A 19,191-nucleotide genomic window follows, 5' to 3' on the forward strand; every position below is an offset into this window, starting at 1 on the left:
GCGGCAGGAAGGCAACAGCCGCCGGGGATGGCCCGGCGCTACGGCGGCGGACACCGGCGTCACCGGGCAGGTCGCAGCACCAGGGTGTGCTGCGCCGGCCCGGGCAGGAACGGTGTCGGCTGGCCGTGTACGTAGTCCTCGTGCCCTGCTGCCCAGAATGGCGACATCGGATGGCCGCTCTGCCCACCCGGCATGTGGATGATGCCGTCGGCCTCATGCCCCGGCGACACCACCATCCGTTGCGATGCCCCGAACGCCGGGCCCTGCACCCGCGGCATGTTGTTGTCGCCGGGCAGGGGATCGGCCGGCATGCACAACCAACGCCTGGCGACGGCAGGCAGCGCGCGGCTGAGTGGATGGCAGATCGCCGCTGTGTTGCGTTCGCCCCACGTCCGCCCGGACAGTGGACCCTGCGCTGAAAGGTCCGCTTCCAGGCGCCTGGCGGTATCGGCCAGCAGCGCCTCCCAGCTGTCATGGCCGGGAGGCAGGAGGTGGGGTGGGCGCTGGCTGACCAGCGGCCATAAGACACCTTCGAACTGCGCAAGGCGGGGTTCCAGCCAGTCTTCGCCCAACACCTGCTTCGCCGGTGCCAGCATCGCGCCGGACACTTCGTCCAACAGCATGCCGCGGAACCCGCGCACCACCCGGTAGCTCACCGAATCCACCGATGCATGGCCATCCCAGGTGCGTGTCACCGCCTCCAGTCGCTGCAAGGCTGGATCCGTCGAGTCCTTCACCACCTCGCGCAGCAACTGCCACCAACGCTGCAGGAACAACGCACGGTCATCCAACTGGATCGCCAGCAGGTCTTTTTCGTCGAAGCGCTCCCGTGCCTGCAGCGCGTCGCGGATCTGGGCTCCGCGCGCGCCAAGGTCGTAGCCGCCATCACCGGCAACGGCAAGGGCCTGGCCATCCAGCACGCGGCCATTGGCGGTCCACAGGCGGTGGGTCGGTGGGGCGATCAATGAAGGCGCCACATCGCTGCGGATGGTCCATGCAGCGCAGTCCCTGCCCGCCGTGACGTGCATGTCCACGGGTGGGCAGTCGCTGGCGCGATCAGGACGTGCCCCCAGCAGCCGCCACGCGATGCGTCCGCTGCTGTCGGCCAGCAGCAGGTTCTGCGCAGGAATGCGCGTGCGGTCGGCGACCTGCAATGCCTGTTCCAGGTTGCCTGCGCGGGCCAGGTCGGCCAGTGCCAGGCTGATCGCACCGGGCTGGTGTGCGACCCAGCGCAGCGCGTCGCCGCTGCCATCGGGCCGCTGGTGCAGGACCGGGCCCCATGCATTCTCGCGCACGATGAAATCCACCGGTTCGGCACCGGCCACCTCGATGCGCTCATGATGTTCGGCCAGGTTGGCGCCTGCCGCAACGGGCTGGAAATCGGCGGTGTCGATGTAGCTGTTGGTGAATCCCCAGGCCACGTGCCCGTTGCTGCCGACGATGATCGCCGGCAGCCCCGGCAGCGAGAAGCCACTTACATCGACCCTGCCGCCGGGGGCCTGCGGGTCCGGATAGCGCAGGCGCACGCGGAACCAGATGTTCGGTGCGCGCAGTCCCAGGTGCATGTCGTCGGCCAGGATGGCGCGCCCGTCGGCGGTCAACGCGCCGTCCACCGCGAAATTGTTGCTGCCCTTGACGTCGGCTTCTTCCTTGCCGGCCAAGGGAGCAGGGGGCATGCCGCGCAGGTCCAGTTCACTGGCGTCCGGCAGCACGGCATCGCCACGCGCGTCGCCGATCAAGGGCGCGTCCCAGCTGCTGCCGCCATGGCTGAGCAGTGCGTACAGGGCAGGTGGCATCACCTCCCGCAGGCGGCTGAAGGCCAGTTCGTTCTGGTTCGATGGATCCTGCAGGTCGGCATACATCGCATAGCCGGTCAGCAGGCTGTCGCTGGCCTGCCAGGGGAGCGGTCGCTGGCGCAGCAGCAGGTAAGGCCATGGCCGCACGCGCAGGCCGGAAATGCCTTCGTTCACGCCTTCAACGTAGGCGCGCAGCTCTGCGCTGACCGGTTCCAGCCCGGCACGATGGCGCAGGCGGTGCACGCGCATGCGCTTGTCCACGTCCAGCGCCGCGGGGCCGAACAGGGCAGACAGCTCGCCAGCCGCGCTGCGCCGCATCAGGTCCATCTCGAAGCCGCGTTCCTGCGCATGCACCTGGCCCAGTACACGCATCACGTCGGCCTGGCTGGCGCCTTCGATGGTGACCACCCCCCGTGCATCACGGCTGACGGTCGCCGGCGCCTGCAGCCCGGCCAGCGCCTGTTCGCCGTCCAGCGGCGCCAGGCTGCCGCGCAGCAGCCACCATGCCACCACCACCAGCAGCAACGTTGAAAGCAACAGCAGCCAGAACAGGCGCATCAACCATCGACGCATCGGGCGGTTCCTTGCAGGTCCAGGGTGGGGCCGATTGTAGCCAGCGCACGTTGCAGATCGCAGGCATGACGCGACTGCGATTGATTCCGATTAGATCACGACGTTTCCGGATAGGGCACGATGTGCGCCATCGTTCACAGGAGAGTCCCCCATGAAAGGCAACCCGGACGTCATCGCCTGCCTGAAGGAACTGCTGCGCGGCGAGCTTGCTGCCCGCGACCAGTACTTCATCCATTCCCGCCGTTACGAGGACCAGGGCCTGTTCGCGCTGTACGAACGCCTGAACCACGAGATGGAAGAAGAAACCCAGCACGCCGATGCACTGCTGCGTCGCATCCTGTTCCTGGGCGGCGACCCGGACATGCGCGCGCATGCGTTCGAACCGGGCAAGACCGTGGAAGAGATGCTGCGCAAGGACCTGGACACCGAGTATGCGGTGCGCGACAACCTGGCCGCCGGCATGAAGCTGTGCGAAGCCAACGGTGACTATGTCAGCCGCGACATGCTGCTGGTGCAGCTGAAGGACACCGAGGAAGACCACGCCTGGTGGCTGGAGCAGCAGTTGGGCATGATCCAGCGCATCGGCCTGGAGTTGTACCAGCTGAGCAAGATCGACGGCAGCGGCGCCCCGGCGCACTGACCGCGTAGCCAGCCAGCCTCGCGCCAGCCAGCAACGAAAAAGCCGGGGATTTCCCCGGCTTTTTCCTGTGTGCCATCTGCCGTTGCAGCGCCGGGCCGCGCCCGGCGGAACCCGATCATTCCACCGACAGTCCTTCCACCTTCTGCCAGCCCCGCGGCAACAGATGGCCGCGGGTCGCGCGCGCGCCCAGGTAGCTATCGAGTTCATTGAACTTCAGCCCCATCGTGCGCTGGCCACTGCGCACCTGCAGGGTCTGGCCCGGGCCGACCGCCACCACGGCCACCACGCGTTCGGTGGAAAGCTTGGCCTTCGGGATCTCGATGATCTTGTTGCCCTTGCCCTTGTCCAGTTCCGGCAGGTCGCTGGCTGCGATCGCCAGCAGGTTGCCCGAGCTGGTCACCGCCACGATGCGGTCGGTGTCCAGGTTGGCCACCACCGCGGGCTGCAGCACCGACGAACCGGCTGACAGGTTGAGCATGGCCTTGCCGGCCTTGTTGCGGCCGATCAGGTTTTCGAAGCGGGTGACGAAGCCATAGCCATGCGTGGATGCCAGCACGAAGCGGCCGCTGGGCTCTGCACTGGCCAGGGTGACGAAGCTGGTACCCGCCGCCGGGGAAAAGCGGCCGGTCAACGGCTCGCCATTGCCACGTGCGGAGGGCAGCGTATGCACCAGCGTGGAATAGGCGCGTCCTTCGGTGTCCAGGAAGGCGACCTGCTGGGTGCTGCGCGCGCGCACCGAGGCCAGCAGGCTGTCGCCATCGCGATAGCTCAGCGTCGAAGCATCCACGTCATGGCCCTTGGCCGCGCGGATCCAGCCTTTCGCCGACAGCACCACGGTCATCGGCTCGCTCGGCACCAGTTCGGTCTCGTCGATGGCCTGCGCCGCCTGGCGCTGCACCAGCGGCGAACGGCGCGCATCGCCGAACTTCTTCGCATCAGCCTGCAGCTCGTCACGGATCAGCTTTTTCAGCTTGGCCTTGCTGTCGAGGATGCCGAGGATCTTGTCGCGTTCCTTGGCCAGCTCGTCCTGCTCGCCGCGGATCTTCATTTCCTCCAGGCGGGCCAGCTGCTTCAGCTTGGTTTCCAGGATGTATTCGGCCTGGTCGTCGGACAGGCCGAAGCGCGCGATCAGCGCCGCCTTCGGTTCGTCCTCGGTACGGATGATGTGGATCACCTCGTCCAGGTTGAGGAAGGCAACCAACAGGCCTTCCAACAGGTGCAGGCGGCGTTCGACCTTCTGCAGGCGATGCTGCAGGCGGCGCGTCACGGTGCTGCTGCGGAACGCCAGCCATTCGCTGAGCAGCGTCTTGAGGTTCTTCACCTGTGGCCGGCCATCCAGCCCGATCACATTGAGGTTCACCCGGTAGCTGCGTTCCATGTCGGTGGTGGCGAACAGGTGGCCCATCAACTGGTCGGCGTCGACACGGTTGGAACGCGGCACCAGCACTACCCGCACCGGGTTCGCATGGTCGGATTCATCGCGCACGTCCTCGATCCAGGGCAGCTTCTTGGCGCGCATCTGCGCGGCGATCTGCTCGATCACCTTCGACGGCGATACCTGGAAGGGCAGGGCGTTGACCACCACGTTGCCGTTCTCTTTCAGGAACGTGGCGCGCGCACGCACGCTGCCATGGCCCGTTTCGTACATGTGCAGCAGGTCGGCGGCCGGGGTGATGATTTCCGCGTTGGACGGATAATCCGGTCCCTTCACGTGCTCGCACAACTCGCGCACGCTGGCATCGGGATCTTCCAGCAGGTGCAGCAACGCGCCGACGATCTCGTTGAGGTTGTGCGGTGGCACGTCGGTGGCCATGCCCACGGCGATGCCGGTGGTGCCGTTCAACAGCAGGTGCGGCAGGCGCGCCGGCATCCAGGTCGGTTCCTGCAGGGTGCCGTCGAAGTTCGGGGTCCAGTCGGTGGTGCCCTGGGCCAGCTCGCCCAGCAGCACTTCAGCGATCGGGGTCAGCTTGGATTCGGTGTAACGCATCGCCGCGAACGACTTCGGGTCGTCGCTGGAGCCGAAGTTGCCCTGGCCCTCGATCAGCGGGTAGCGGTAGGAGAACGGCTGCGCCATCAGCACCAGCGCTTCGTAGCATGCGCTGTCGCCGTGCGGGTGGTACTTGCCGATGACGTCGCCGACGGTGCGCGCAGACTTCTTCGGCTTGGATGCCGCGTTCAGTCCCAGCTCGCTCATCGCATAGATGATGCGGCGCTGCACCGGCTTGAGACCGTCGCCGAGGAACGGCAGCGCACGGTCCAGGACCACGTACATCGAGTAGTCGAGGTAGGCGCGCTCGGCATACTCGCGCAGCGGCAATTGTTCGAAGCCGTGGAAGACGGGGCGGGCAAGATCGGTCATGCGGGGTTGTTACCTGTGTTCGGAGGCGGCGACGGCCGTCGCCCTCGCAATCTGCTGATTATCCGGATGCGGGCGGAGAAGCCAAGCCGCGTGGTGGATCCAGGCCTTGCCCGGACCGGGCAAGATAGCGTCCCGGTGGCACCCCGAAGTGGCGCCGGAACACCGTGACGAAGGCACTGGAACTGCTGAACCCCAACCCGTGGGCAATGTCGGCCACGGCGTGGCCCTCGCTGAGTTGCCGCAGGGCTTCGGCCAGCCGTGCCTGCTGTCGCCAGTGGGCGAAGCTGAGCGTGGTTTCCTCGCGGAAGTGCCGGGTCAGTGAACGGGTGGACAGGCCGGCGAACTGCGCCCACTGCGCCAGGCTGCGATCATCGGCCGGGTCGGCCAGCAACTGCGAGGCGATCTTCAGCAGCCGCCGGTCGCGCGGCATCGGCAGGTGCATGCGCTGGCGCGGTGCGGCGCGGATCTCGTCCAGCAGTACCTCTACCAGGTGCTGCTGGCGGTCGCTGGCAGTGTCGGTCGGCATCCAGTCGCAGATGCGCAACGTCACGGCCTGCAGCAGGGTTGAGATGCCCAATACGCACGGCTCGGTCGGCAGGCCGGCGCATGCGGACGGCACCAGCACCATGCCCCAGCCGCGCAGCGGACCATCGATGGTCACCGTATGGGGTTCGGCGGGCGGCATCCAGCCGGCCGAACCTGGTGCCAGCGACCACCTTCCGTGCCGTGTGCGGGTGGTCAGCAGGCCGCTTTCCACGCAGATCAGCTGGGCACGTCGATGCATGTGCCAGTCGACTTCGTGCGCCAGCCCGATGGGACTGTCGATGCGGAAGCCTATCGCCGGCAGGCCATCCTCGCGTTCCAGCCATTCCAGCGCACGCTGTTTGAGCAATGGGCGCGCTGCCTCCGGGTCCGCCCCCTGGCGGACGCTTTCCGGGGGCAGCAGCGCAGGGCGCAGGATCGGGCTTGGCTTGAAAATGTCATCCATTGGCTTGATTGTACTACCCGGCCATTCGTGAACGCTATTAAGGTGGGTTTCCTTCGATCCAGCCCGCTGTTGCAACACAGCATTCGATGCCAGATCAAATATTTCCATTGAGAAATATATTTTTTGGAAGAGAATGTACACCCATGATCTGTTCCTCTACCGCCCCGCCCAGTTTTGGGCTGCTGCTGCGCCAGGTGCGCGATGGCCTGGTCCGGCAACTGGATGCTTCCATGGCTGAAGAGGGCCTCGGCCTCAACTTCACCCATTACATCGGGTTGAAAGTGCTCTCGCACCGGGCGCCGTGCACCGCCAACGAACTGGCCAAGGCCATTGACCAGGTCCCCAGTGCGGTGACCCGCCTGCTGGACCGGCTGGAAGCGCTGGGCTGCATACGGCGCGAACAGCATGCGCAGGACCGCCGTGCACTGCAGATCGTGCTGACCGACCAGGGCCGTGTCCTGTGGGCGCGCCTGCAGAAGCGGGGCGAAGACGTGATCGATTTCGCCTCGCGTGACCTGAGCGCCGACGAGCGCGCCCAACTGCTTTCCCTGTTGACCCGAATCCGCGATTCCCTGACGACCCCATGACTCCCAATATCTCTTCTTCTTCCTGGCGGCACGGCCGGCCCTTGCTGCTGGCAGCACTGGCGTTGGCCCTGGCTGCCTGTGCCAGCAGCCGTGGCCTGCATCCGCAGGGCCAACTGCTGGACGCCGACACGCTGCACAGCGAGCACACGCTGGCAGGGGCCGATCTCGGCGCGGCCGGTTTTCCTGCACGGGACTGGTGGACGGCGCTGGGCGATGCGCAGCTGGACGCGCTGATCGCCGAGGGTCTGGCTGGCCACCCCAGCCTGGCGGCGGCCGATGCACGCCTGCGCCAGGCACGTTCGCAGGTGGGGGGCGCGCGCGCTGATCGCCTGCCCAGCCTGTCGGTATCCGGCGGTTACACCGGCCTGCGGCTGCCCGAGTCGATGCTCGGCGATGAAAACGGCGGCCATTACGCGGGCAGCAGCCAGCTGGCCTTCAATTTCAGCTATGGCGTCGACCTGTGGGGTGGCAAGCGTGCCGCCTGGGAAGCGGCGGTGGACAGCACGCATGCGGCGGCCGTCGATGCACAGGCCGCGCGGCTGGACCTCTCCGCCGGCATCGTCCAGGCCTACGCCGGGCTGGCTTACGCATGGCAGTTGCATGATGTTGCAGACGAAGAGCTTGCGCGTTCGCAGAAAGCCCTGCAGCTGACCCGCCAGCGGCGTGCCGCAGGCATCGACAGTGACCTGCAGGTGCGCCAGGCCGAGGGCCGTGTACCGGCCGCGCAGCAGCAGCAACAGGCGGCACAGCAGCAGATCGACGAAGGCCGCACGGCGCTGGCGGCACTGGTCGGCCAGGGCCCTGACCGTGGCCTGCAGATCGAACGTCCGCGCGTGCTGGATCCGATGCAGCTGCAACTGCCGGGCGTGTTGCCCAGCGCACTGCTTGGCCGCCGCCCCGACATCGTCGCCGCGCGCTGGCGCGTGGAGGCAGCCGGCAAGCAGATCGATGCGGCCAAGGCGAAGTTCTATCCCAGCCTCAACCTCACCGCGCTGGCTGGCGTGGTCGCTCCGGACGTGGGTGACCTGCTGCAGAAAAGCTCTACCTTTGCCTACATCGGCCCGGCACTGAGCCTGCCGATCTTCGATGGCGGCCGCCTGCGCGCTGGCCTGGACAGCAAGGACGCCGACTACGACCTCGCCGTGGCCAGCTACAACCAGGCGGTACTCGATGCCCTGCGCGAGGTCGCCGACCAGGTCAATGCAGTGCGTTCGTTGCAGCAGCAGTCGCAGTCGCAGCAGCTGGCGGTGGATATCGCGCGGGCGGCCTTCGACCTGGCCGAGCAGCGCTACCGCGCCGGCATCGGCAGTTACCTGGACGTGCTGACCGCACAGTCCACCCTGCTGCAGTCCCAGCAGCAGCTGGCTGGCCTGCAGTCGCAACAGGTGCTGGCCTCGGTGCATCTGAGCCAGGCACTGGGCGGAGGTTTCGAGCCCGCCGCCGACGAAAGTGCCCGCGCTGCCTCCCTTTCCGATTCCTCGCATTCCTGAAGAACCCTCACATGAGCCAGACCCCCAACACTGCGGCCCCGGCCGCCCCCAGCCGTCGCGGCAAGCTGCTGCGCGGACTGTTCGCCATCGTCGTGCTGCTGCTCGCGGCACTGGTCCTGTGGTACTTCATGTTCGGCCGTTGGTTCGAAGAAACCGACGATGCCTACGTGCAGGGCAACCAGGTGCAGATCACCCCGCTGGTCTCCGGCACCGTGGTGGCCATCGCCGCCGACGACGGCATGCGCGTGGAGCGCGGCCAACTGCTGGTGCAGCTGGATCCGGCCGATACCGAAGTGGCGCTGCAGCAGGCCGAAGCGAACCTGGCCGGAACCGTGCGCCAGGTACGCGGCCTGTACCGCAGCGTGGAAGGTGCGCAGGCCGACCTCAATGCGCGCCAGGTGACCTTGAAGCGCATGCGCGCCGATTACGCCCGGCGCAAGGACCTGGCCGACACCGGCGCGATCTCCAGCGAAGAGCTGGCGCACGCCCGTGACGAGCTGGCCTCCGCCGAAGCGGCCGTGGCCGGTTCGCGCGAAACCGTCGAGCGCAGCCGCGCGCTGGTGGACGACACCGTGATCGCCACCCAGCCGGACGTGCAGGCCGCCGCCGCGCAACTGCGCCAGGCCTGGCTCAACAACGCCCGGGCCGGCATCGTGTCGCCGGTCTCCGGCTACGTGGCGCGCCGCTCGGTGCAGGTTGGCCAGCGCGTGCAGCCGGGCAACGCCTTGATGGCGGTGGTGCCGGGCGAACAGATGTGGGTGGAAGCCAACTTCAAGGAAACACAGCTGCGCCACATGCGCCTGGGCCAGGAAGTGGAGCTGCGCGCCGACCTGTACGGTGGCGACGTTGGCTACAAGGGGCGCGTCACCAGCCTGGGCATGGGCACCGGTTCGGCGTTCTCGCTGCTGCCGGCGCAGAATGCCAGCGGCAACTGGATCAAGATCGTGCAGCGCGTTCCGGTGCGCATCGCCATCGATGCAAAGCAGCTGGCCGAGCATCCGCTGCGCATAGGCCTGTCGATGAAGGCTGAAGTAAGCCTGCGTGACCAGGAGGGGACGGTGCTGCCGGTCGAAGCCGCCAAGGGCAACGTGTTCGATACCGACGTCTATGCCAAGCAGCTGCACGACGCCGACGACATGATCCACACGATCATCCAGGGCAACCTGCCGCAGAGCGCCGCGGCATCGGCTGCAACGGGCCCGGTGGCTACTGCCGCGGCCCGCCAGCAGCCGACCACGCCGCCCCGCGCGTCCAACGCAGGCTGAAGCCCCATGTCTTCCCAAGCCCCTGCCGCACCCGGTATCCCGGGCGCACCGGCGGCACCTGCCGCCGGTTTCCTGCCACCCAGCGTGGCCCTGTGCACCGCTGGCCTGGCGATGGCGTCGTTCATGCAGGTGCTCGACACCACCATTGCCAACGTGTCCCTGCCTACCATCGCCGGCAATCTCGGTGCCAGTTCGCAGCAGGCGACGTGGGTCATCACCTCGTTCGCGGTCAGCACCGCCATCGCCCTGCCATTGACCGGCTGGCTCAGCCGCCGCTTCGGCGAACGGAAGCTGTTCGTCTGGGCCACCCTGGCCTTCGTGATCACCTCGCTGTTGTGCGGCCTGGCCCAGAGCATGGGCATGCTGGTGCTGTCGCGTGCGCTGCAGGGATTCGTCGCCGGCCCGATGTATCCGATCACCCAGTCGCTGCTGGTGTCGATCTACCCGCGCGAGAAACGCGGGCAGGCGTTGGCGCTGCTGGCGATGATCACCGTGGTCGCGCCGATCTGCGGTCCCATTCTGGGTGGCTGGATCACCGACAACTACAGTTGGGAATGGATCTTCCTGATCAACGTCCCGTTGGGCATCTTCGCCGCCCTGGTGGTCGGCAACCAGTTGAAGGGCCGGCCGGAACACGTTGAAAAACCGAAGATGGACTACGTCGGCCTGGTCACCCTGGTGATCGGCGTGGGCGCGTTGCAGCTGGTGCTGGACCTGGGCAACGACGAGGACTGGTTCTCATCGATGAAGATCGTGGTGCTGGCCTGCGTTTCCGTGGTGGCGCTGACGGTGTTCCTGATATGGGAACTGACCGACAAGGATCCGATCGTGGACCTGCGGTTGTTCCGGCACCGCAACTTCCGTGCCGGTACGCTGGCGATGGTGGTGGCCTACGCGGCGTTCTTCAGCGTGGCCCTGCTGATCCCGCAGTGGCTGCAGCGTGACATGGGCTACACCGCGATATGGGCGGGCCTGGCGACCGCACCGATCGGCGTGCTGCCGGTGATCCTGACCCCCTTCGTGGGCAAGTACGCAGCGCGCTTCGACATGCGCATGCTGGCTACCATCGCGTTCGTGTTCCTGTCCTTCACCAGCTTCCTGCGTTCCGGGTTCAACCTGCAGGTGGACTTCCAGCACGTGGCCGGGGTGCAGCTGATCATGGGCATCGGCGTGGCGTTGTTCTTCATGCCGGTGCTGCAGATCCTGTTGTCGGACCTGGATGGGCGTGAGATCGCGGCGGGCTCGGGCCTGGCGACTTTCCTGCGTACGCTCGGCGGCAGCTTCGCTGCATCGTTGACCACGTGGTTGTGGGCACGCCGCACGCAGGTGCACCATGCCGACCTGACCGAACATATCTCGGTCTACCAGCCGGGCATGCAGGAACAGGTGGCCGCGATGGGGCAGGGCAACCTGCAGCAGGGCGCGGCGTCGTTGAACACGATGATCAACCACCAGGCATCGCAGATGGGCTTCAACGACATCTTCTTCCTGCTGGGCTGGATCTTCCTGGCCATCATCACCTTCCTGTGGCTGGCCAAGCCACCGTTCGGTGCCGGTGCGGGCAGCGCCGCTTCCGCTGGCGGACACTAGTAAGGACGCGCCCCGACATCCGGGTAGCGCCGGGCCACGCGAGCGGGTAGCGCGGAGCCTTCGATGTAGCGCCGAGCCATGCTCGGCGAGACCGGCGCAGTTGCCGGAAATGAAAAAACCCGCTTTCGCGGGTTTGATCAGTTCTGAATCGTGGTGCCCAGGAGAGGACTCGAACCTCCACGAAGTTGCCCCCGCTAGCACCTGAAGCTAGTGCGTCTACCAATTCCGCCACCTGGGCGACTCAGGAGGAGAATTGTGCGGGACGAGATGGATTGTGTCAACACTATTTCGCGGTGGGGTCAGTCGTCCGGCGCATGGCCGCCCAGATGCAGCAGCAGGCTCTGCATCGAGCGCGATAGATCGGGCCAGCGGGCAAAACACAGGCTCAGCCGGCGGCGCGCCCAGTCCTCGTCCAGCACGATGGCATGGAAGCCATGGCGACGACGCTGCTGGCGGGTGATCGAGCGCGGCACGATGCCGACGCCGATGCCATGTCCGACCATCTCGCAGACGCCTTCGAACGTCTTCATGCGGATGCGCGGGGTGAGTACGCGCCCCAGTGCACGCGCGTTGTCTTCTATATGTTCCTGCAGCGCATTGCCATCGGCGAGGGCGACGAAGGTATCGCCCAGTACATCGGTAAAGGAAGCCGATCCGCGTCCTGTCAGGTGGTGCGCGGGTGGCACGATCAACAGCAGTGGATCATCGGCGACCGGTTGCAGGTGCAGCGCGCCGGCATCCACCGCGTTGGACACGATGCCGGCTTCGGCCTGTCCGCCGCGCACCGCACGTACGATCTCCACGCTGGTGCGTTCCTTCAGGTCCACGTGCAGGCGCGGGCGTGCGGCCATCCAGGGTGCCAGCCGGCCGGGCAGGAAGGTGGTCAGTGCGCCGGTGTTGGCATACAGGTGCAGGGTGCCGCGTGCGCCGCTGGCGAACTCCTGCAGTTCCTCGCGCAGCAGCGACTGCTGCCGGAGCATGAGTCGTGCATGGTGGGCCAGCGCTTCACCAGCCTCGGTGGTGGTGACGCCGCGCGGGTGTCGTGCCAGCAGGGCTACCCCGGCGTCGGTTTCCATCGTGCGCAGGCGCTCGCTGGTCGAGGCCAGCGCCAGGTTGGCGCGCACGGCACCGGCGGTGATGCTGCCGGCTTCGACCACCGCGAGGAACAGGCGCAGGTCTGCAAGGTCCATCCGCATGCGGGCGTTCTCCTGGCTGCCTTCGGCCCAGCCGAAGGGGAGAGGGGGAATGCCGCATTGTGCTGCAGCGGCGCGCGGCATCCAATGGTGGGATGAATGAATCCCTGTATTTCTATTTTCTGCTGGTGGCGGTGTTCATGCTGGCGGGCGTGGTCAAGGGCGTGACCGGCATGGGGCTGCCTACCGTGGCGATGGGCCTGCTGGGCAGTGCGCTGTCCCCGGTAGCCGCCGCCTCCATGTTGTTCGTGCCGACCCTGGTCACCAATGTGTGGCAGATCTTCGCCGGGCCATCGGTAGGGCGCATCATCCGCCGGTTGTGGCCGATGATGCTGGGCGTGGTGGTCGCAACGATGGCCGGCGCAGCGCTGCTGGTGCGCGCCGATGCACGCTGGTCCGGCCTGGCGCTTGGCATGGCGTTGATCGTGTATGCCGTGTATTCGTTCGTCGCGCCGGCTTTTCGCGTGCCCGTCGACAAGGAGCGCTGGCTGTCGCCGCTGGTCGGGGCGATATCGGGAGTGGTCACCGGTGCGACCGGTGTATTCGTGATGCCGGCCGTGCCTTACCTGCAATCGCTGGGGCTGGACCGGGATGAGCTGGTGCAGGCGCTGGGGCTGTCCTTCACCGTCTCCACGATCTCATTGACCACCGGCCTGCTGCTGCATGGTGCCTTCGGCGTGCAGCAGTTGGGGCTCAGCGCCCTGGCCATCGTGCCTGCGTTGGCCGGCATGTGGCTGGGGCAGAAGATCCGTGGCCGCATCAGCGCGCGCACGTTCCGGTTGTGTTTCCTGGGATTCCTGCTGCTGTTGGGAATCGAACTGGTGGTGCGCCCGTTGGCCGCATGAAGCGGGCAAAAAAAAACCCGCATCAGCGGGTTTTTTTTTATCGATGGTGCCCAGGAGAGGACTCGAACCTCCACGAAGTTGCCCCCGCTAGCACCTGAAGCTAGTGCGTCTACCAATTCCGCCACCTGGGCATCGAGGGGCGGAATTATGCGGTGGCGTGAAGGGGCTGTCAACAGCAGCTTCGATCAGCCGGTAGAGCGCGTACCCGTATTCCGCCCAACAAAAAACCCCCGCTTTCGCGAGGGTTTCTGTCTTGGTGCCCAGGAGAGGACTCGAACCTCCACGGTTTTACCCGCTAGTACCTGAAACTAGTGCGTCTACCAATTCCGCCACCTGGGCTTCCAGAGCCGGCAATTCTGGGCATCCGGGGTGGGCTTGTCAACGATTTTCATGCGGATGGTCGCCGTGGCCGCTTCCGCAGCCCGCTGACCCGTTCTGCACGCCCGCAGCAGCTACCATGGACGCCGATGAATACAAAAAAACCCAGCAAGCGCGGGAGCACCTCCCGCACGTCGCCGCCCAAGAGCGCCGCTTCCGGTCCGTCGAAGGGGCCGAAGAAGAAGAGCCTGCCGCCCTGGATGCCGGAAAGCCTGGCAACCGATGCAGGCAAGGCGCCGCGTGGCGGTAGCCGCCGTGGCCCCGCACCGTCCGCTCCTTCCGCACCGCGCGGGCGCCGCCCGCTGCCGCCGCCCGGCGGCCCGGTGGATGACCCGTTTGCGGCCCGCGAGGCTGAAAAGTACGAACAGCCCATCGCCAGTCGCGAGGCCATCCTGGCCCTGCTGGAACGTTGCGAGGGCCCGCAGACTGCCGAAGAGGTGGGCGCGCGCCTGGGCCTGACCGCACCGGATCGCGCCGAAGCGCTGTCGCGCCGGCTCGGCGCCATGGTCCGTGATGGCCAACTGGTGCAGAACCGCCGCGGTGGCTTCGCGCCGATCCAGGCCCTGAACCTGGTCACCGGCGTGGTCATCGCCAATCCGGAAGGCTTCGGTTTCCTGCGGCCGGTCGAGGGCGGCGACGACCTGTTCCTGCCGCCGTACGAAATGCGCAAGGTCATGCATGGCGACAAGGTGCTGGCCAACGTGACCGGCATCGACCATCGTGGCCGTCGCGAGGGCAGCATCGCCCGCGTGCTCGAACGTGGGATGACCCGTTTGATCGGCCGCTTCAGCGTCGAGATGGGCATCAACTACGTAGTGCCGGATGACAAGCGCATCCAGCGCAACGTGCAGGTGCCGCCGGACCATACCGGTGGCGCGCGTGACGGCCAGCTGGTGGTATGCGAGCTGACCCAGGCGCCGGATAGCCGGCGTCCGCCGATCGGCCGCATCATCGCGGTGCTGGGCGACAAACTGACGGCGTCGCTGGTGGTGGAAACGGCCATCCATGGCCACGAGCTGCCGTTCGAGTTCCCGCAGGAAGTGCTGGACGAAGCTGCCGCGGTCCCCCTGGTGGTGGAGCCGCAGATGATCGGCAATCGCGTGGACCTGCGCAGCACGCCGCTGGTTACCATCGATGGCGAAGATGCGAAGGACTTCGACGATGCGGTGTACTGCGAGCCGAATGCCGGCGGATTCCGCCTGGTGGTGGCCATCGCCGATGTCTCCAACTACGTCCGTCCCGGCGCACCGCTGGACGACGAAGCGCAGAAACGCGCAACGTCGGTGTACTTCCCCGGCTTCGTGGTGCCGATGCTGCCGGAGACGCTGTCCAACGGCATCTGTTCGCTGATGCCGAAGGTCGACCGCATGTGCTTCGTCTGCGATATGCAGGTGGACCGCGAAGGCCTGGTCACTGCCTCGCGCTTCTACGAAGCGGTGATGAACTCGCATGCGCGGCTCACCTATACCCAGGTGTGGCAGGCGGTGGGCGAGGACGATGCCGCGGCGAAGGCCGCCATCGGGCCATTGCTGCCGCAGGTGCAACGCCTGCACCAGCTGTACCAGGTGCTGGGCAAGGCCCGGGCGAAGCGTGGTGCGATCGAGTTCGAATCCAGTGAAGTGCGCTTCGTGCTGGACAACACCGGGGAGGTCACCCAGGCCGGCATGCTGGTGCGCAACGATGCACACAAGTTGATCGAGGAGTGCATGATCGCCGCCAACGTGGAGGCGGCACGCTACCTGCTGGCCAACCATGTGCCGGCGCCCTATCGCGTCCACGAGAAGCCACCGGAATCCAAGTACGCCGACCTGCTGGAGTTCCTCAAGGAATTCAAGCTGAGCCTGCCGCCGTGGTCCAAGGTGCAGCCGGGTGATTACACCAAGCTGTTGAAGAAGATCCGCGACCGTCCCGATGCAGCGTTGCTGGAATCGGTGCTGCTGCGCAGCCAGAGCATGGCCGTGTACAGCCCCGACAACGCAGGACACTTCGGCCTGGCGCTGGATGCCTACGCGCATTTCACCTCGCCGATCCGGCGTTATCCGGATCTGCTGGTGCATCGTGCGATAAAGCACGCACTGACCGGTGCAAAGGCGGACAAATTCACCTATACCCCACGTGAAATGGCCGCGTTGTCGCTGCAGTGCTCCGAACGGGAGCGGCGTGCCGATGAAGCCGAACGCGAGGTCGACGAGCGCTATCGTGCGGCATGGATGGAAAAGCACGTTGGCGGCCAGTTCGATGGCGTCATAAGTGGCGTCACCAGCTTCGGACTGTTCGTCGAGCTGACCGATTCGAAGGTGCAGGGGCTGGTGCACGTGACCCAGCTTCCGCATGACTATTACAAGTTCGATGCGGTCCGCAAGACGCTCGGTGGCGAACGCCGTGGCACCAGCTACCGGCTGGGCGACAGCGTGCGCATCCTGGTGCTGAAGGCGAGCATGGAAGAGCGAAAGATCGATTTCCGCCTGGTCGAGCACAAGGGCGAGGAAGAAGAGGGCGCTGGCGCGGCACCGTTGCCCGAACGCGGCAAGCCGGCCAAGCGCACCAAGAAGAAATATTGACGGCGCGCCAGCGCGCCAACCGACCTGCAGCGCCGGGCCATGCCCGGCGACACCAGACACCGGAGGCCCCGATGCAAGCCCAATCCGAGTACAGCGGTGGTTGCCAGTGCGGCGCCGTCCGCTTCCAGGTCCGCGGTGAGCTGCGGGACAGCTCCATCTGCCATTGCCGGATGTGCCAGAAGGCGTTCGGTGCGTACTACGCGCCGCTGGTTTCGGTGCGCGGCGTGCAGTTTGCCTGGACCCGCGGCCAGCCCAGCCACTTCCAGTCGTCCAACCTGGTTCGCCGCGGCTTCTGCGCGCAGTGCGGTACCCCGCTGACCTACGAGGCACCGGATGGCGTGGCGGTTGCCGCCGGTGCATTCGACCAGCCTGGCCGGCTGCCCCCGAGCCGCCAGTACGGCATGGAAGCCCGGTTGTCGTTCATGGGAGGGCTGGATTCGCTGCCTTCCACCCGGACCGACGAGGACGTGGAGTCGCTGGAATTCCTCGCCCGCATCGTGTCCCACCAGCACCCGGACCATGACACGCCGCACTGGCCCCCGCGCACGCGCGGGTAGCGCCGGGCCGTGCCCGGGGCGGGCTCGCGGGATCAACGGCTGCCGGGCATGGCCCGGCGCTGGCAGCACCGGGTGCGCCGATGCTCTACCATAGCCACCCCCTTTCCGGTCACGCCGCGCATGAGCAAGAACAGCCAGTGGATCGTCGGCGTCAACGCCGTCGCGTCCTCCATCGAGAATGACGCCGAGAACGTGCGCGAAGTCCTGGTGGAAGCCGGGGCGAAGAATCCGCGCCTGGTCGAGATCGAGGAGAATGCCCGCCGCAAGGGTATCGACGTGCGCAAGGTGAACAGCCAGGCGCTGGACGGCGTGGGCGGTTCGGTACGCCACCAGGGCGTGGCCGCGCGTTATGCGGCGGCACGCACCTATGGCGAGAACGAGCTGGAGGCGCTGGTCGAAGCTGCCGACGGCAAGGCGCTGCTGCTGGTGCTGGACGAGGTGCAGGATCCACATAACCTCGGCGCCTGCCTGCGCAGCGCTGCTGCGGCCGGCGCCACGGCGGTGATCATCCCCAAGGACAAGTCCGCCACGGTGAACGCCACCGTACGCAAGACCTCGGCAGGCGCGGCCGACCGCATTCCGGTGGTGGCGGTGACCAACCTGTCGCGTTGCCTGAAGGACCTGCAGAAGCAGGGTGTATGGATCTACGGCCTGGCTGGCGAGGCCACCGCGTCGCTGTACCAGCTGGACCTGAAGGGCAACATCGCGCTGGTACTGGGCGGCGAGGCTGATGGCCTGCGCCGGCTCACCCGTGAGAACTGCGATGGCCTGGTCAAGATTCCGATGCCGGGTGAGATCGAGAGCCTGAACGTTTCCGTCGCCGCCGGCGTCAGCCTGTTCGAAGTGGTCCGGCAGCGCGGTTGATCCGCCGCCGCTCGACGGTAGCGCCGGACCATGTCCGGCGAGCGCAGCGGCGAAGCATGCCTGTCAGCCCGCACTGCCCCCCAGCGCCTTGAACAGGGTTACGTCATTGGCCAGCTGGCTCTGCCGCACGCGTGCCAGCGACAGCTCGGCCTGGCGCCGGGTCTGCTGCGCCAGCAGCCAGTCACGCAGATCGGTGGCGCCGACCCGATAACGCACCTCTTCGGCGTGCTCCACGGCCACTGCCTCGTCAAATGAGGCCTGCGACGCGGCCACCTGGATCGCCAGCTGGTCGCGCGCCGACAGCGCGTTGTCCACTTCCGACAACGCGGTGTAAAGCGTTTTGCGGAACTGGATGGCGGCGATCTGGTAATCGGTGCCCGCCAGGTCGGTGTTCAACTGCGCACGCTGCAGGTTGAGGAAGGGCAGGGCCAGGCCTGCCCCCAGGGTGGCAACGGGATTGCGCAGCACCTCGCCCAGGCTGGGTCCGCTGGTGCCGATGCCACCGTTCAAGCTGAGGGTGGGGTAGTAGCTGGTGGCAGTGACGTGGATCTGCCTGAGGCTGTTGCGCAGGCGCAATTCGGCGGCGCGCAGGTCGGGACGCCGCGCCAGCAGTTCGGCAGGCAGCCCGGGCTGCAGCGTCGGGCTGCGGGCACCGACCAGGCTCTGCGGTTCCTCCGTCTGTGGCCATGGCTGCCCGTCCAGCAGCACCGTCAACGCATTGCGGGCTTCCACCCGCTGCTGCTCCAGCGCGGACTGCGCAGCACGCTGTGCTTCCAGGTTCTGCCGCGCCTGGCGCACCTCCATGCCCGAGGCAGCGCCGGCATCCAGGCGGGCCTGCACCAGCTCCAGCGTACGCTGCTGGCGCGCCAGGTCCGCCGCGCCGGCAGCGATGGACTGGTTGAGGTAGGCGAGGTTCCAGTAGTAGTTGACCGCATCGCCGATGGCGATCAGCGCGGTGTTCTGGCGGTCCTCCTCGGTTGCCTGCGCCGACCACACGGCGATGTCACGCTGGGTGCGCAGCTTGCCCCACAGGTCCACTTCCCACTGCAGGGAAATGCCGGTGGAATAGTCGCCCGTGCGCTGCCAGTCGGCGCTGCGATCGATCGGCCTCGAGGTGCTGTTGCCGAGGGTGGACAGGGACGGATCCGGCCACAGGGCATTGCCTGCCAGCCCGGCCTGCAGGCGCGCCTGCTGCACGTTCAGGCCGGCCACGGCAAGATCGTTGTTGGCTTCCAGCACGCGGCTTACCAGGCGGTTCAGGCCGGCATCGCCGAACCCGGTCCACCAGGCATCGGCGCGTACGTCGGCACGTGGCTGGTCCAGCCCGCTTGCAGGTGCGGTATCGGCGCTGCCGAGACTGGAGCTGCCGGTGCCATAGCTGGCCGGCACCGAGGCGGCCTGCACCGGGTAACGGCCGACGCTGGCGCAGCCGGCAAGCGAGGTGAGCAGGGCGCTGGCCAGCAGCAGCCGGGTGGGAATCATGCGTGCAGGGGTCATGTTCATTC

Annotated in this window: 13 protein-coding genes, 3 tRNA genes and 1 pseudogene; 9 read left to right on the top strand and 8 right to left on the bottom strand. The window is 66.8% G+C overall.

Going from position 1 to position 19,191, the window contains the following annotated elements; translation table 11 throughout:
- Positions 1–59: 59 nt before the first annotated feature.
- On the bottom strand, positions 60–2,369 hold the full coding sequence (locus tag H4O11_RS11185; RefSeq protein WP_182339516.1) for a penicillin acylase family protein: 2,310 nt from the start codon (positions 2,367–2,369) through the stop codon (positions 60–62).
- A 151-nt stretch (positions 2,370–2,520) separates the two neighbouring features.
- Here H4O11_RS11185 and bfr point away from each other — a divergent pair, with 151 nt between their 5' ends.
- Positions 2,521–3,009 carry a bacterioferritin gene (gene bfr / locus H4O11_RS11190; protein ID WP_182339517.1) on the top strand — a complete coding sequence of 163 codons (489 nt, stop codon included), beginning with the start codon at positions 2,521–2,523 and terminating at the stop codon, positions 3,007–3,009.
- 115 nt (positions 3,010–3,124) lie between these two features.
- On the opposite strand, the gene parC is transcribed toward bfr, so the two are convergent.
- Together parC and H4O11_RS11200 are read right to left on the bottom strand one after the other, a co-directional pair.
- A complete protein-coding gene (gene parC, locus H4O11_RS11195; protein WP_182339518.1) occupies positions 3,125–5,368 on the bottom strand; it encodes a DNA topoisomerase IV subunit A in 2,244 nt (747 codons plus the stop codon).
- Positions 5,369–5,426: 58 nt separating this feature from the next.
- The gene (locus tag H4O11_RS11200; protein ID WP_182339519.1) at positions 5,427–6,356 is read right to left on the bottom strand and encodes a helix-turn-helix transcriptional regulator; all 930 of its coding nucleotides are present in this window, start codon (positions 6,354–6,356) and stop codon (positions 5,427–5,429) included.
- Between the two features lie 143 nt (positions 6,357–6,499).
- Between H4O11_RS11200 and H4O11_RS11205 the strand changes: the two genes are divergently transcribed.
- From H4O11_RS11205 to emrB, 4 genes and pseudogenes are all read left to right on the top strand, one after another.
- Positions 6,500–6,943 carry a MarR family winged helix-turn-helix transcriptional regulator gene (locus tag H4O11_RS11205; protein WP_182339520.1) on the top strand — a complete coding sequence of 148 codons (444 nt, stop codon included), beginning with the start codon at positions 6,500–6,502 and terminating at the stop codon, positions 6,941–6,943.
- Entirely contained in the window at positions 6,940–8,433 is a 1,494-nt protein-coding gene (locus tag H4O11_RS11210; protein ID WP_182339521.1) for an efflux transporter outer membrane subunit, read from the top strand. Before H4O11_RS11205 ends, H4O11_RS11210 begins: the two co-directional genes overlap by 4 nt.
- Before the next feature lie 11 nt (positions 8,434–8,444).
- Positions 8,445–9,614, top strand: a pseudogene (gene emrA / locus H4O11_RS11215) (multidrug efflux MFS transporter periplasmic adaptor subunit EmrA); the annotation flags it as partial.
- Between the two features lie 90 nt (positions 9,615–9,704).
- A complete protein-coding gene (gene emrB, locus H4O11_RS11220; protein WP_182339522.1) occupies positions 9,705–11,288 on the top strand; it encodes a multidrug efflux MFS transporter permease subunit EmrB in 1,584 nt (527 codons plus the stop codon).
- Between the two features lie 151 nt (positions 11,289–11,439).
- On the opposite strand, the gene H4O11_RS11225 is transcribed toward emrB, so the two are convergent.
- Both H4O11_RS11225 and H4O11_RS11230 read right to left on the bottom strand, forming a co-directional pair.
- Positions 11,440–11,526 (bottom strand) — tRNA-Leu (locus H4O11_RS11225).
- Positions 11,527–11,587: 61 nt separating this feature from the next.
- Positions 11,588–12,484: a LysR family transcriptional regulator gene (locus H4O11_RS11230; RefSeq protein ID WP_182339523.1), complete on the bottom strand. Its 897-nt coding sequence runs from the start codon at positions 12,482–12,484 to the stop codon at positions 11,588–11,590.
- 92 nt (positions 12,485–12,576) lie between these two features.
- On the opposite strand from H4O11_RS11230, the gene H4O11_RS11235 reads away from it, so the two are divergent.
- Positions 12,577–13,326 carry a sulfite exporter TauE/SafE family protein gene (locus H4O11_RS11235; protein WP_182339524.1) on the top strand — a complete coding sequence of 250 codons (750 nt, stop codon included), beginning with the start codon at positions 12,577–12,579 and terminating at the stop codon, positions 13,324–13,326.
- 44 nt (positions 13,327–13,370) lie between these two features.
- On the opposite strand, the gene H4O11_RS11240 is transcribed toward H4O11_RS11235, so the two are convergent.
- Together H4O11_RS11240 and H4O11_RS11245 are read right to left on the bottom strand one after the other, a co-directional pair.
- Positions 13,371–13,457 (bottom strand) — tRNA-Leu (locus H4O11_RS11240).
- Between the two features lie 123 nt (positions 13,458–13,580).
- Positions 13,581–13,665, bottom strand: a tRNA-Leu gene (locus H4O11_RS11245).
- Positions 13,666–13,793: 128 nt separating this feature from the next.
- On the opposite strand from H4O11_RS11245, the gene rnr reads away from it, so the two are divergent.
- The 3 genes from rnr to rlmB all read left to right on the top strand — a co-directional run bounded on the left by rnr (position 13,794) and on the right by rlmB (position 17,686).
- Positions 13,794–16,265 carry a ribonuclease R gene (gene rnr / locus H4O11_RS11250; RefSeq protein WP_182339525.1) on the top strand — a complete coding sequence of 824 codons (2,472 nt, stop codon included), beginning with the start codon at positions 13,794–13,796 and terminating at the stop codon, positions 16,263–16,265.
- 71 nt (positions 16,266–16,336) lie between these two features.
- Positions 16,337–16,822, top strand: a complete 486-nt coding sequence (locus H4O11_RS11255) for a GFA family protein (protein ID WP_182339526.1) — start codon at positions 16,337–16,339, stop codon at positions 16,820–16,822.
- Between the two features lie 120 nt (positions 16,823–16,942).
- Positions 16,943–17,686 (top strand): 23S rRNA (guanosine(2251)-2'-O)-methyltransferase RlmB, encoded by a 744-nt coding sequence (gene rlmB / locus H4O11_RS11260; protein ID WP_182339527.1) that lies wholly within the window; start codon positions 16,943–16,945, stop codon positions 17,684–17,686.
- 63 nt (positions 17,687–17,749) lie between these two features.
- Here rlmB and H4O11_RS11265 read toward each other — a convergent pair whose 3' ends face one another.
- Positions 17,750–19,189: an efflux transporter outer membrane subunit gene (locus H4O11_RS11265; RefSeq protein ID WP_425506040.1), complete on the bottom strand. Its 1,440-nt coding sequence runs from the start codon at positions 19,187–19,189 to the stop codon at positions 17,750–17,752.
- Positions 19,190–19,191 lie beyond the last annotated feature (2 nt).

This window comes from Stenotrophomonas tumulicola (assembly GCF_014117215.1).
Lineage (GTDB): Bacteria > Pseudomonadota > Gammaproteobacteria > Xanthomonadales > Xanthomonadaceae > Stenotrophomonas > Stenotrophomonas tumulicola.